Genomic DNA, 13685 nt, shown 5'->3' with positions numbered 1-13685 from the left:
AAGAAGCGTACTTTGCAGTGCTCACACAGATTGTCTGATGAAAAGTGAATAGCAAGGCGTCTTGCGATTGAGACTTCAGTGTCCCCTTCGTCTAGAGGCCCAGGACACCGCCCTTTCACGGCGGTAACAGGGGTTCGAATCCCCTAGGGGACGCCACTTGCTGGTTTGTGAGTGAAAGTCACCTGCCTTAATATCTCAAAACTGACTTACGAGTCACGTTTGAGATATTTGCTCTTTAAAAATCTGGATCAAGCTGAAAATTGAAACACAGAACAACGAAAGTTGTTCGTGAGTCTCTCAAATTTTCGCAACGCGAAGTGAAACATCTTCGGGTTGTGAGGTTAAGCGACTAAGCGTACACGGTGGATGCCCTGGCAGTCAGAGGCGATGAAGGGCGTGCTAATCTGCGATAAGCGCCGGTAAGGTGATATGAACCGTTATAACCGGCGATACCCGAATGGGGAAACCCAGTGTGTTTCGACACACTATCATTAACTGAATCCATAGGTTAATGAGGCGAACCGGGGGAACTGAAACATCTAAGTACCCCGAGGAAAAGAAATCAACCGAGATTCCCCCAGTAGCGGCGAGCGAACGGGGAGGAGCCCAGAGCCTGAATCAGCATATGTGTTAGTGGAAGCGTCTGGAAAGGCGCGCGATACAGGGTGACAGCCCCGTACACAAAAGCGCATGTGCTGTGAGCTCGATGAGTAGGGCGGGACACGTGGTATCCTGTCTGAATATGGGGGGACCATCCTCCAAGGCTAAATACTCCTGACTGACCGATAGTGAACCAGTACCGTGAGGGAAAGGCGAAAAGAACCCCGGCGAGGGGAGTGAAAAAGAACCTGAAACCGTGTACGTACAAGCAGTGGGAGCACCCTTTGGGGTGTGACTGCGTACCTTTTGTATAATGGGTCAGCGACTTATATTCTGTAGCAAGGTTAACCGAATAGGGGAGCCGGAGGGAAACCGAGTCTTAATTGGGCGTTAAGTTGCAGGGTATAGACCCGAAACCCGGTGATCTAGCCATGGGCAGGTTGAAGGTTGGGTAACACTAACTGGAGGACCGAACCGACTAATGTTGAAAAATTAGCGGATGACCTGTGGCTGGGGGTGAAAGGCCAATCAAACCGGGAGATAGCTGGTTCTCCCCGAAAGCTATTTAGGTAGCGCCTCGTGAATTCATCTCCGGGGGTAGAGCACTGTTTCGGCTAGGGGGCCATCCCGGCTTACCAACCCGATGCAAACTGCGAATACCGGAGAATGTTATCACGGGAGACACACGGCGGGTGCTAACGTCCGTCGTGAAGAGGGAAACAACCCAGACCGCCAGCTAAGGTCCCAAAGTCATGGTTAAGTGGGAAACGATGTGGGAAGGCCCAGACAGCCAGGATGTTGGCTTAGAAGCAGCCATCATTTAAAGAAAGCGTAATAGCTCACTGGTCGAGTCGGCCTGCGCGGAAGATGTAACGGGGCTAAACCATGCACCGAAGCTGCGGCAGCGACGCTGATGCGTTGTTGGGTAGGGGAGCGTTCTGTAAGCCTGCGAAGGTGGCCTGTGAGGGTTGCTGGAGGTATCAGAAGTGCGAATGCTGACATAAGTAACGATAAAGCGGGTGAAAAGCCCGCTCGCCGGAAGACCAAGGGTTCCTGTCCAACGTTAATCGGGGCAGGGTGAGTCGACCCCTAAGGCGAGGCCGAAAGGCGTAGTCGATGGGAAACGGGTTAATATTCCCGTACTTGGTGTTACTGCGAAGGGGGGACGGAGAAGGCTATGTTGGCCGGGCGACGGTTGTCCCGGTTTAAGCGTGTAGGTGTGTGTTCCAGGTAAATCCGGTTCACTTTAACACTGAGGCGTGATGACGAGGCACTACGGTGCTGAAGCAACAAATGCCCTGCTTCCAGGAAAAGCCTCTAAGCATCAGGTAACATCAAATCGTACCCCAAACCGACACAGGTGGTCAGGTAGAGAATACCAAGGCGCTTGAGAGAACTCGGGTGAAGGAACTAGGCAAAATGGTGCCGTAACTTCGGGAGAAGGCACGCTGACACGTAGGTGAAGTGATTTACTCATGGAGCTGAAGTCAGTCGAAGATACCAGCTGGCTGCAACTGTTTATTAAAAACACAGCACTGTGCAAACACGAAAGTGGACGTATACGGTGTGACGCCTGCCCGGTGCCGGAAGGTTAATTGATGGGGTCAGCGCAAGCGAAGCTCCTGATCGAAGCCCCGGTAAACGGCGGCCGTAACTATAACGGTCCTAAGGTAGCGAAATTCCTTGTCGGGTAAGTTCCGACCTGCACGAATGGCGTAATGATGGCCAGGCTGTCTCCACCCGAGACTCAGTGAAATTGAACTCGCTGTGAAGATGCAGTGTACCCGCGGCAAGACGGAAAGACCCCGTGAACCTTTACTATAGCTTGACACTGAACATTGAGCCTTGATGTGTAGGATAGGTGGGAGGCTTTGAAGTGTGGACGCCAGTCTGCATGGAGCCGGCCTTGAAATACCACCCTTTAATGTTTGATGTTCTAACGTGGACCCGTGATCCGGGTTGCGGACAGTGTCTGGTGGGTAGTTTGACTGGGGCGGTCTCCTCCTAAAGAGTAACGGAGGAGCACGAAGGTTGGCTAATCCTGGTCGGACATCAGGAGGTTAGTGCAATGGCATAAGCCAGCTTGACTGCGAGCGTGACGGCGCGAGCAGGTGCGAAAGCAGGTCATAGTGATCCGGTGGTTCTGAATGGAAGGGCCATCGCTCAACGGATAAAAGGTACTCCGGGGATAACAGGCTGATACCGCCCAAGAGTTCATATCGACGGCGGTGTTTGGCACCTCGATGTCGGCTCATCACATCCTGGGGCTGAAGTAGGTCCCAAGGGTATGGCTGTTCGCCATTTAAAGTGGTACGCGAGCTGGGTTTAGAACGTCGTGAGACAGTTCGGTCCCTATCTGCCGTGGGCGCTGGAGAACTGAGGGGGGCTGCTCCTAGTACGAGAGGACCGGAGTGGACGCATCACTGGTGTTCGGGTTGTCATGCCAATGGCACTGCCCGGTAGCTAAATGCGGAAGAGATAAGTGCTGAAAGCATCTAAGCACGAAACTTGCCCCGAGATGAGTTCTCCCTGAGACTTAGAGTCTCCTGAAGGAACGTTGAAGACGACGACGTTGATAGGCCGGGTGTGTAAGCGCAGCGATGCGTTGAGCTAACCGGTACTAATGAACCGTGAGGCTTAACCTTACAACGCCGAAGATGTTTTGGCGGTTGAGAGATGATTTTCAGCACTGATTCCGGATTTTCGGGAACGAAAGATAAAAGATTCGTTTCCGGCAACAGAATTTGCCTGGCGGCACTAGCGCGGTGGTCCCACCTGACCCCATGCCGAACTCAGAAGTGAAACGCCGTAGCGCCGATGGTAGTGTGGGGTCTCCCCATGCGAGAGTAGGGAACTGCCAGGCATCAAATTAAGCAGTAAGCCGGTCATAGACTGGTGGTTGTAAAAGAATTCGGTGGAGCGGTAGTTCAGTTGGTTAGAATACCTGCCTGTCACGCAGGGGGTCGCGGGTTCGAGTCCCGTCCGTTCCGCCACCCTAATTAGGGGCGTAGTTCAATTGGTAGAGCACCGGTCTCCAAAACCGGGTGTTGGGAGTTCGAGTCTCTCCGCCCCTGCCAGAAATAATCCTTAGCATCTGCTAAGGATTTTTTTTTGCCTGAAATTACCTGATTACCTGGTCAGGTAATCGTAAGTTCCCTTCTTTTTCTTTTCATCATTTTCATTGGTCATCCAGCACATCCGTTTTTAACAGATCGCAGATCAGCGAGTATTTATCGCTATTTTGCAGCCAAATGGCGTATAGCGGCCGTGAAAGCGTTGCGCTGTCGGCAACGGTATGTAATCCGCCCTTTTCATTTACCCAGTTTACAGGAAGCCAGCTACAGCCATTTAATGCGCTAAGCTGCTGTCGGGCGAGTTCGGCTGAGCTGGTTGTTAATACCGGCACTTCATCTGCTGCGATCAGCCCTGTTTCATGCTGTTGGAAGTCTGGTCCCCACTCCAGCCGCAGATAATTGAGTTCTGATTTCTTACGGGCAGGGCTGCTGCAATATAACGCCAAAGTGAAGTGCCCTAACAGCTGACTGCTGAACTCATCCATTTTGGGCGCTTCGGTAGTAATGAGGAGATCAAGCTGGCGTTCATGAAGTTGCTTCACAAGCGATTGCCGTTGAGCGATTCTGGCTTCGAATTGCAGGCCGCTTTGCGGCTCCTGTAGTTGGTACAGTCGACCCAGCCAGGCGTTAAGCATACACTCCCATAAAGACGCGCTGGCGCCGATGGAAAACTCGTTATGGCGTGAGGTATGCGCCACCTCTTTACGTGCCGCCTGCCACGTATTCATCAGCGTTTCCGCATACGGTAAAAGTTTTTCGCCAGCCGTGGTTAAACGGATATTGTTTCTGTGCCGCGTAAAAAGGTTTACGCCCAGTTGATTCTCCAGTTGCCTGATACGAAAGCTCACCGCGGATTGCGTCAGGTAAAGTGCTTCTGCGGCCCGCCCGAAATGGCGTGTCCGGCTAACTTCCAGGAAAGTTTTTAACAATTCCGTATCCACTGTGCTCTCCACAAAATTATTTGTCGTTATGATTTAAATGTTTTGTTTTACACTCTGTCAAGCGTAACTAATACTCCGCGCCATAAATAGCTCAGACAAAGAATTAGGAGCGTGCAGGATGGCGGAAAGCTTTACGACGACTAATCGATATTTTGACAATAAACATTATCCACGTGGATTCTCTCGTCACGGTGATTTTACGATTAAAGAGGCACAACTGCTTGAGCGTCATGGTCATGCCTTTAATGATCTGGATCTTGGCAAGCGTGAGCCTGTGACTGAAGAAGAGAAGCTGTTTGTAGCGGTATGCCGCGGTGAACGCGAGCCGGTAACGGATGCAGAACGCGTCTGGTCCAAGTATATGACGCGTATCAAGCGTCCAAAACGCTTCCACACCTTGTCTGGCGGCAAGCCGCAAGTTGAAGGCGCAGAAGACTACACCGAAGCTGATGATTAATAAAAAGGGCGTAATGCCCTTTTTTTACGCCAACAGCTTTTGCAAATGAATTAACAACCTGTCTATCGCCCGATAGCTTACCGCCTCCTGCAAATGCTGACGCGAGATCTGGTCAGCCAGTTCTATGTCGGCAATGGTTCTGGCCACTTTTAGTAAACGCTGCCAGGCGCGAATGGATAATCCAAGATGCACCAGCGTGTCTTCAAGCCAGCGGGCGTCATCGTGATGCAATACACAATATTTTTGGATTTCGCGACCCTCCAGACGCGCGTTTAACTTCTTCTGGCGTCGGTACTGCCGTTCATGGGCGGCGATGACCCGCTTTTTTACCGTAGCGCTGCTCTCACCCTTTGAGGCATGTTGGCTAAGAATCCCGGGCGGTGGAAGCGGTATCTCAAGCGAAGGTCAAAACGATCAAGAAACGGGCCTGACAACCGATTAAGGTAACGTAGTGTCTGTTCTGGCGTGCAGCGATTATGGTTTCCCTGATAATGTCCGGTCGGGCTGGGATTCATTGCGGCGATTAACTGGAACCTCGCAGGGTACGTTATTTTCGCTCTGGTACGGGATAAATGGATTTGACCGGATTCTATAGGTTCACGTAGCGCATCCAGTGTGCGTCGTTCAAATTCAGGCAATTCATCAAGGAACAAAATTCCGTTGTGCGCCAGCGATATCTCTCCTGGGGCGGGTATTGCGCCGCCGCCGACCATAGCAGTAAGTGAGGCGCTATGATGAGGTGAGCGAAAGGGGCGTTGCTGCCATCGTTTTTGTACCGTATCGGCATTAACCAGACTGAGGATCGCGGCGCTTTCCAATGCTTCTTCATTGCTTAATGGTGGAAGAATCCCGCTCAGTCGACTGGCCAACATGGTTTTACCCGTACCCGGCGGGCCGATCAATAGCAGATTATGTCCCCCTGCCGCTGTAATCTCCAGGCCGCGTTTACCCTGCTCCTGACCGATCACATCGCGAAGATCGGCAGTTGCGGTAGGCGATGCCATATCCTGAGCTAAAGGTCTTTCCAGGGCGTGTTTCCCTTCCAGAAAGGCGCAGACGGTTTGTAGATGATCGGCGATAAAACATCCTTCTTTGCTGATAAGCCCAACCTCCGCCGCGTTCTCTGTTGCGACGATAATATTTCTGCCGGCCCTGATGGCTTCCGTTGCACTTGATATTGCGCCAGGAACGCCGCGTAATGCGCCTGTAAGCGCTAACTCACCCACCAGCTCATATGCCTCAAGATTCGACGCTGTAAGCTGCTCAGACGCGGCCAGAAGCGCAACAGCAATAGGCAGGTCATACCTTCCGCCCTCTTTCGGTAGATCGGCTGGAGCAAGGTTAATGGTTATTTTTTTAGCCGGAAATTCATATCCGCTATTAATAATCGCACTACGTACCCGGTCACGCGCCTCTTTTACCGTGGTTTCCGGTAGGCCAACCATGGTTAGTCCCGGTAATCCATTACTGATATGCACCTCTATAGTGATAGGCGGCGCATTGACGCCAAGTGCGGCGCGGGTATGAACAATCGCCAGTGACATAATCCCTCCTGTTACGTGGATTATGCGGAATAGAAGAGAAAATCGAATTACTGACTTTTTGTTTTTTAGCGGCTGCTTCCTGAATTTTGGCGTCATTTTCAGGCAAGAAACATCAAACTGGAAGAACGCTCGCAGAAGCGAAAAGAAGGAAAACAGGGTGTAGAGTGCGCCAAAAGGGGGAGGAAAACGTGAAAATTTTTCAGTTGCTAATTTTTCTTATAAAAAACAAAGCCCTTGTAGGCATTCACCTGCATTATCTGAAACGTGGTTAAAAAAATATCTTGTGCTATTGGCAAAACCTATGGTAACTCTTTAGGTATTCCTTCGAACAAGATGCAAGAATAGACAAAAATGACAGCCCTTCTACGAGTGATTAGCCTGGTCGTGATTAGCGTGGTGGTGATTATTATCCCACCGTGCGGGGCTGCACTTGGACGAGGAAAGGCTTAGAAATCAAGCCTTAACGAACTAAGACCCCCGCACCGAAAGGTCCGGGGGTTTTTTTTGGCCTGAAAAACTTAAGCGAGGAGCAGAGCGTGAATAACAGCATAAAATTCTGTTTCTCAAGATTTACGACGGGGATGTAACTATGAACGGGGCACAGTGGGTGGTACATGCTTTGCGAGCGCAGGGGGTGAAAACCGTATTTGGTTATCCTGGTGGCGCAATTATGCCGGTTTACGACGCGTTGTATGACGGTGGTGTGGAGCATTTGTTGTGCCGACACGAGCAGGGTGCCGCAATGGCGGCAATCGGTTATGCCCGTTCTACCGGCAAAACCGGTGTTTGTATCGCCACTTCCGGCCCTGGCGCCACTAACCTGATCACTGGCCTGGCGGATGCGTTGTTAGATTCGGTCCCCGTCGTCGCGATCACGGGTCAGGTTTCCGCCCCGTTCATCGGCACTGATGCGTTCCAGGAGGTGGATGTGTTAGGGCTGTCGCTGGCCTGTACCAAACACAGCTTCCTGGTGCAGTCGCTGGCAGAGCTGCCTCGTATCATGGCGGAGGCTTTTGAAGTCGCCAACGCTGGTCGTCCTGGCCCGGTTCTGGTGGATATCCCGAAAGATATCCAGTTGGCCAGCGGTGAGCTGGAACCCTGGTTTACTACCGTTGATAACGAAGCGACTTTCCCGCAGGCTGATGTGGAACAGGCGCGCCAGATGCTGGAACAGGCGAAAAAACCCATGCTGTACGTCGGCGGTGGAGTTGGTATGGCGCAGGCGGTTCCGGCGCTGCGTAAATTTATCGCGGTAACGCAAATGCCAGTTACCTGCACGCTGAAAGGGCTGGGAGCTGTTGAAGCTGATTATCCGTACTATCTGGGCATGCTGGGAATGCACGGTACTAAAGCGGCTAATTTCGCGGTGCAAGAGTGTGATTTACTGATCGCCGTTGGTGCACGTTTTGATGACCGGGTGACCGGTAAGCTGAATACGTTTGCGCCGAACGCCAGCGTAATCCATATGGATATCGACCCGGCGGAAATGAACAAACTGCGTCAGGCACACGTCGCGTTGCAGGGCGATTTAAATTCGCTGTTGCCGGCATTACAGCAACCGCTGAAGATCGACGCATGGCGTCAGTCCTGTGCAGAGCTGCGCGCAGAAAACGCCTGGCGCTATGACCATCCTGGCGAGACTATCTATGCGCCGTTGTTGTTGAAGCAATTGTCGGAACGCAAACCCGCAGACAGCGTGGTGACGACGGATGTGGGGCAGCATCAGATGTGGTCAGCCCAGCATATGACTTACACCCGCCCGGAGAACTTCATCACTTCCAGCGGTCTGGGGACGATGGGATTCGGCTTACCGGCGGCCGTTGGCGCGCAGGTAGCGCGACCGAATGATACCGTTATCTGTATCTCCGGTGACGGCTCATTCATGATGAATGTTCAGGAGTTGGGCACCGTAAAACGCAAGCAGTTACCGTTGAAGATAGTCTTACTCGACAACCAGCGGTTAGGGATGGTTCGACAATGGCAGCAACTGTTTTTCCAGGAGCGATATAGCGAAACCACCCTGACCGATAACCCCGATTTCCTCATGCTGGCCAGCGCCTTCGGCATTCCAGGCCAGCACATTACTCGTAAAGACCAGGTTGAAGCGGCACTCGACACGATGTTGGCAAGCGAAGGGCCGTACCTGCTTCACGTCTCAATCGACGAACTTGAAAATGTCTGGCCGTTGGTGCCGCCTGGCGCCAGTAACTCTGAAATGCTGGAGAAATTATCATGATGCAACATCAGGTCAATGTATCGGCACGCTTTAATCCAGAAACCTTAGAACGTGTTTTACGCGTGGTGCGCCATCGTGGTTTTCAGGTGTGCTCCATGAATATGGAAGCCGCGACCGATGCGCAGAATATAAATATTGAATTGACCGTTGCCAGTCCCCGGTCGGTCGACTTACTGTTTAGTCAGTTAAGTAAACTGGTAGATGTTGCGCATGTCGCAATCTGCCAGAGCGCTGCCACATCACAACAAATCCGCGCCTGAGCGCAAAAGGAAGAAAAATGACGACGAAAAAAGCTGATTATATTTGGTTCAATGGCGAGATGGTGCGCTGGGAAGACGCGAAGGTTCACGTAATGTCTCACGCGCTGCACTACGGTACGTCGGTATTTGAAGGGATTCGGTGCTACGACTCTCACAAAGGCCCGGTAGTGTTTCGTCATCGTGAACATATGCAGCGCCTGCGCGACTCAGCAAAAATTTATCGTTTTCCGGTTTCCCAGAGCATTGATGAGCTGATGGAAGCCTGCCGCGACGTAATTCGTAAAAATAATCTGACCAGCGCCTATATCCGTCCGTTGGTATTTGTCGGCGATGTCGGTATGGGCGTTAACCCGCCCCCGGGATACACCACTGACGTCATCATCGCCGCGTTCCCGTGGGGGGCATACCTGGGCGCCGAAGCGCTGGATCAGGGGATCGATGCGATGGTTTCTTCCTGGAATCGCGCTGCGCCGAACACCATTCCAACCGCTGCGAAAGCGGGCGGTAACTACCTCTCCTCACTGCTGGTGGGTAGCGAAGCGCGCCGCCACGGCTATCAGGAAGGCATCGCCCTGGATGTAAACGGCTATATCTCCGAAGGCGCAGGTGAAAACCTGTTTGAGGTAAAAGATGGCGTGCTGTTTACTCCGCCGTTTACCTCTTCCGCGCTGCCAGGCATTACTCGCGACGCGATTATCAAACTGGCGAAAGAGCTGGGTATTGAAGTGCGTGAGCAGGTGCTGTCCCGTGAATCGCTGTATCTGGCCGACGAAGTGTTTATGTCCGGAACCGCGGCAGAAATTACTCCGGTACGCAGCGTTGATGGTATCCAGGTAGGTGAAGGCCGTTGCGGCCCTGTTACCAAGCGTATTCAACAAGCCTTCTTTGGTCTCTTCACTGGAGAAACCGAGGATAAATGGGGCTGGTTGGATCCGGTAAATTCATAATAAATAAAATTAATATTTTCCCAAAATAATTTGCGTCACAGGAAGGCGGCAACGCAGCGAATCCCCAGGGCTTACTGTAGTAAGTGACTGGGGTGAGTGAGGCAGCCAACGCACCTGTGGCGTGAAGTATGAAGGGAAAAGATGGGGAGTAAATAAAGCATGCCTAAGTACCGTTCCGCCACCACCACTCATGGTCGTAATATGGCGGGTGCCCGCGCGCTGTGGCGCGCCACCGGAATGACCGACAGTGATTTTGGCAAACCGATTATCGCCGTGGTGAACTCATTCACTCAGTTTGTGCCGGGTCACGTTCATCTGCGCGATCTCGGTAAGCTGGTCGCCGAACAGATTGAAGCTTCCGGCGGTGTGGCGAAAGAGTTCAACACTATTGCCGTGGATGACGGGATCGCCATGGGGCACGGGGGTATGCTCTATTCACTGCCGTCGCGCGAGCTGATCGCCGACTCCGTGGAGTACATGGTGAACGCTCACTGCGCTGACGCGATGGTGTGTATCTCTAACTGCGACAAAATCACCCCAGGGATGCTCATGGCCTCGCTGCGCCTGAATATTCCGGTGATCTTTGTTTCCGGCGGACCGATGGAAGCCGGGAAAACCAAACTGTCCGATCAGATCATCAAGCTCGATCTGGTTGATGCCATGATTCAGGGCGCGGACCCGAAAGTCTCTGACGATCAAAGTAACCAGGTTGAGCGCTCCGCGTGTCCAACCTGCGGCTCCTGCTCCGGCATGTTTACCGCTAACTCCATGAATTGCCTGACCGAAGCGCTGGGCCTGTCGCAGCCGGGCAACGGTTCGCTGCTGGCGACCCATGCTGACCGGAAGCAGTTGTTCCTCAATGCCGGTAAGCGGATTGTTGAACTGACTAAACGCTATTACGAGCAGGATGACGAAAGTGCACTGCCGCGTAACATCGCCAGCAAAGCCGCGTTTGAGAATGCGATGACGCTGGATATTGCGATGGGCGGTTCGACCAATACCGTTCTGCATCTACTGGCGGCGGCGCAGGAAGCGGAAATCGACTTCACCATGAGTGATATCGACAAGCTGTCCCGCAAGGTGCCGCAGCTGTGTAAAGTGGCGCCAAGTACCCAGAAATACCATATGGAAGACGTTCACCGTGCCGGCGGTGTGCTGGGTATTTTAGGCGAGCTGGATCGCGCCGGGCTGCTGAACCGCAACGTGAAAAACGTATTAGGCCTGACGCTGCCACAAACGCTGGAACAGTACGACATCACGGTTACGCAGGACGAAGCGGTTAAAAAAATGTTCCGTGCTGGCCCTGCCGGTATTCGTACTACCCAGGCATTCTCGCAGGATTGTCGCTGGGATTCGCTGGATGACGACCGCGCAGCGGGTTGCATCCGCTCGCTGGAATATGCCTATAGCAAAGACGGCGGTCTGGCGGTGCTGTATGGCAACTTCGCCGAAAACGGCTGCATCGTTAAAACCGCGGGCGTCGATGATAGCATCCTTAAATTCACCGGCCCGGCGAAAGTATATGAAAGCCAGGACGACGCGGTAGAGGCGATTCTCGGCGGCAAAGTAGTGGAAGGCGATGTAGTCGTGATCCGCTACGAAGGGCCGAAAGGCGGGCCGGGAATGCAGGAAATGCTCTATCCGACCAGTTTCCTGAAGTCGATGGGGCTGGGCAAAGCCTGCGCGCTCATCACCGATGGGCGTTTCTCCGGCGGTACTTCGGGTCTTTCCATCGGCCACGTCTCGCCGGAAGCGGCCAGCGGCGGCACTATTGCGCTGATTGAAGATGGCGACACCATTGCGATTGATATCCCGAACCGCAGCATTCAGTTGCAGTTGAACGAGGCTGAAATCGCCGCACGCCGCGAGGCGCAAGAAGCTCGTGGCGACAAAGCCTGGACGCCGAAAAATCGTCAGCGTCAGGTTTCGTTTGCCCTGCGTGCCTACGCCAGCCTGGCGACCAGCGCCGATAAAGGCGCGGTGCGCGATAAATCGAAACTGGGAGGTTGATGATGGCGGAATCTCAACCTCTGTCAGTCGCGCCGGAAGGGGCGGAGTATCTGCGCGCGGTGCTACGCGCGCCAGTATACGAAGCGGCGCAGGTGACGCCGCTGCAAAAAATGGAAAAGCTCTCGTCACGTCTGGATAACGTTATTCTCGTCAAACGCGAAGACCGGCAGCCGGTACATAGCTTTAAGCTGCGCGGCGCTTACGCGATGATGGCCGGATTGACCGAAGAACAAAAAGCCCACGGCGTGATTACTGCGTCGGCGGGGAATCATGCACAGGGCGTGGCGTTTTCCTCTGCGCGGCTTGGCGTGAAGTCGCTGATCGTCATGCCAAAAGCAACGGCGGATATTAAAGTCGATGCGGTACGCGGTTTTGGCGGCGAAGTGCTGTTGCACGGCGCTAATTTTGATGAAGCGAAAGCGAAAGCTATTGAGCTGGCGCAGCAGCAGGGTTTTACCTGGGTGCCGCCGTTTGATCACCCAATGGTGATCGCCGGGCAGGGCACGCTGGCGCTGGAGCTGCTTCAGCAGGATTCGCATCTCGATCGTGTCTTTGTGCCGGTTGGTGGTGGCGGCCTGGCTGCTGGCGTAGCGGTACTGATCAAACAACTGATGCCGCAAATCAAAGTGATTGCCATCGAAGCGGAGGATTCCGCCTGCCTGAAAGCGGCGTTGGAAGCCGGTCATCCAGTGGATCTCCCGCGCGTTGGGTTATTTGCTGAAGGCGTGGCGGTAAAACGTATCGGCGACGAAACCTTCCGCCTGTGCCAGGAATATCTCGACGATATTATTACAGTCGATAGCGACGCGATCTGCGCGGCGATGAAAGATCTGTTTGAAGATGTGCGTGCGGTGGCGGAGCCGTCCGGCGCGCTGGCGCTGGCGGGGATGAAAAAATATATCGCCCAGCACAATATTCGCGGCGAACGCCTGGCGCACGTCCTTTCCGGCGCCAACGTCAACTTCCACGGCTTGCGCTATGTGTCTGAACGCTGCGAGCTGGGGGAACAGCGCGAAGCGTTACTGGCGGTGACCATTCCGGAAGAAAAGGGGAGCTTCCTCAAATTCTGCCAGTTGCTTGGCGGGCGTATGGTCACTGAATTTAACTACCGTTTTGCCGACGCGAAAAATGCCTGTATTTTTGTCGGCGTCCGCGTCAGTCAGGGGCTGGAGGAGCGAAAAGAGATTATCACCCAACTGTGCGACGGCGGTTATAGCGTAGTGGATCTCTCCGACGATGAAATGGCGAAGCTGCATGTGCGCTATATGGTCGGCGGACGCCCCTCCAAGCCATTACAGGAGCGTTTGTATAGTTTCGAATTTCCGGAGTCGCCCGGCGCGTTGCTCAAATTCCTGCATACGCTTGGCACGCACTGGAATATTTCGTTATTCCATTACCGCAGCCACGGTACCGATTATGGCCGCGTGCTGGCGGCGTTCGAGTTAGGCGATCATGAGCCGGATTTCGAAACCCGGCTGCATGAGCTGGGCTATGAATGCCATGATGAGAGCAATAACCCGGCGTTCCGGTTCTTTCTGGCGGGGTAGGAATAGTGATGACCGGAAGAAATGTCTCCTTCCGGTCATCTGCATAGACGGCGCGTCAGGGAGTGGGAT

General features: G+C 53.4%; 9 protein-coding genes, 3 tRNA genes, 2 rRNA genes and 1 pseudogene. 13 read left to right on the top strand and 2 right to left on the bottom strand.

All coding sequences use genetic code 11. The features are described 5' to 3' along the window. Positions 1-80 precede the first annotated feature (80 nt). The 5 genes from LDB27_RS22060 (at position 81) to LDB27_RS22040 (ending at position 3677) form a co-directional block, all read left to right on the top strand. Positions 81-156 (top strand) — tRNA-Glu (locus LDB27_RS22060). A gap of 183 nt (positions 157-339) precedes the next feature. After that, positions 340-3245, top strand: a 23S ribosomal RNA gene (locus LDB27_RS22055). 102 nt (positions 3246-3347) lie between these two features. Then, positions 3348-3463: ribosomal RNA gene (gene rrf, locus LDB27_RS22050) — 5S ribosomal RNA — on the top strand. A gap of 53 nt (positions 3464-3516) precedes the next feature. Next, a tRNA-Asp gene (locus tag LDB27_RS22045) sits at positions 3517-3593 on the top strand. A gap of 8 nt (positions 3594-3601) precedes the next feature. Continuing rightward, a tRNA-Trp gene (locus tag LDB27_RS22040) sits at positions 3602-3677 on the top strand. A gap of 101 nt (positions 3678-3778) precedes the next feature. Here the strand turns inward: LDB27_RS22040 and hdfR are convergent. Continuing rightward, positions 3779-4627 carry an HTH-type transcriptional regulator HdfR gene (gene hdfR, locus LDB27_RS22035; RefSeq protein WP_001657826.1) on the bottom strand — a complete coding sequence of 283 codons (849 nt, stop codon included), beginning with the start codon at positions 4625-4627 and terminating at the stop codon, positions 3779-3781. A gap of 106 nt (positions 4628-4733) precedes the next feature. Here hdfR and maoP point away from each other — a divergent pair, with 106 nt between their 5' ends. After that, positions 4734-5072: a macrodomain Ori organization protein MaoP gene (gene maoP / locus LDB27_RS22030; RefSeq protein ID WP_000840996.1), complete on the top strand. Its 339-nt coding sequence runs from the start codon at positions 4734-4736 to the stop codon at positions 5070-5072. Between the two features lie 24 nt (positions 5073-5096). On the opposite strand, the pseudogene LDB27_RS22025 reads toward maoP, so the two are convergent. Further along, positions 5097-6616, bottom strand: a pseudogene (locus LDB27_RS22025) (YifB family Mg chelatase-like AAA ATPase). 351 nt (positions 6617-6967) lie between these two features. Here LDB27_RS22025 and ilvL point away from each other — a divergent pair. The 7 genes from ilvL (at position 6968) to ilvA (ending at position 13616) form a co-directional block, all read left to right on the top strand. Beyond that, a complete protein-coding gene (gene ilvL, locus LDB27_RS22020; RefSeq protein ID WP_001311244.1) occupies positions 6968-7066 on the top strand; it encodes an ilv operon leader peptide in 99 nt (32 codons plus the stop codon). An 86-nt stretch (positions 7067-7152) separates the two neighbouring features. Then, a complete protein-coding gene (gene ilvX / locus LDB27_RS22015; RefSeq protein ID WP_192930503.1) occupies positions 7153-7203 on the top strand; it encodes a peptide IlvX in 51 nt (16 codons plus the stop codon). A gap of 2 nt (positions 7204-7205) precedes the next feature. Further along, on the top strand, positions 7206-8852 hold the full coding sequence (gene ilvG, locus LDB27_RS22010; protein WP_001012565.1) for an acetolactate synthase 2 catalytic subunit: 1647 nt from the start codon (positions 7206-7208) through the stop codon (positions 8850-8852). Continuing rightward, positions 8849-9112 carry an acetolactate synthase 2 small subunit gene (gene ilvM / locus LDB27_RS22005; RefSeq protein ID WP_000983260.1) on the top strand — a complete coding sequence of 88 codons (264 nt, stop codon included), beginning with the start codon at positions 8849-8851 and terminating at the stop codon, positions 9110-9112. The genes ilvG and ilvM overlap by 4 nt, the downstream gene beginning before the upstream one ends. A gap of 17 nt (positions 9113-9129) precedes the next feature. After that, positions 9130-10059, top strand: coding sequence for a branched-chain-amino-acid transaminase (gene ilvE / locus LDB27_RS22000; RefSeq protein WP_000208528.1), 930 nt, complete (start codon positions 9130-9132; stop codon positions 10057-10059). Positions 10060-10218: 159 nt separating this feature from the next. After that, on the top strand, positions 10219-12069 hold the full coding sequence (ilvD, locus tag LDB27_RS21995) for a dihydroxy-acid dehydratase (protein WP_001127441.1): 1851 nt from the start codon (positions 10219-10221) through the stop codon (positions 12067-12069). A gap of 2 nt (positions 12070-12071) precedes the next feature. Further along, complete coding sequence (ilvA, locus tag LDB27_RS21990) at positions 12072-13616, top strand: threonine ammonia-lyase, biosynthetic (RefSeq protein WP_001530886.1); 1545 nt, start codon at positions 12072-12074, stop codon at positions 13614-13616. The last annotated feature ends 69 nt before the right edge of the window (positions 13617-13685 follow it).

The sequence above is a fragment of the Salmonella sp. JXY0409-18 genome (assembly GCF_020268625.1).
Taxonomy (GTDB): domain Bacteria; phylum Pseudomonadota; class Gammaproteobacteria; order Enterobacterales; family Enterobacteriaceae; genus Salmonella; species Salmonella enterica.
Note: the sequence above shows the minus strand (reverse complement) of the source record. Positions and strands in the feature narration are given on the sequence as shown.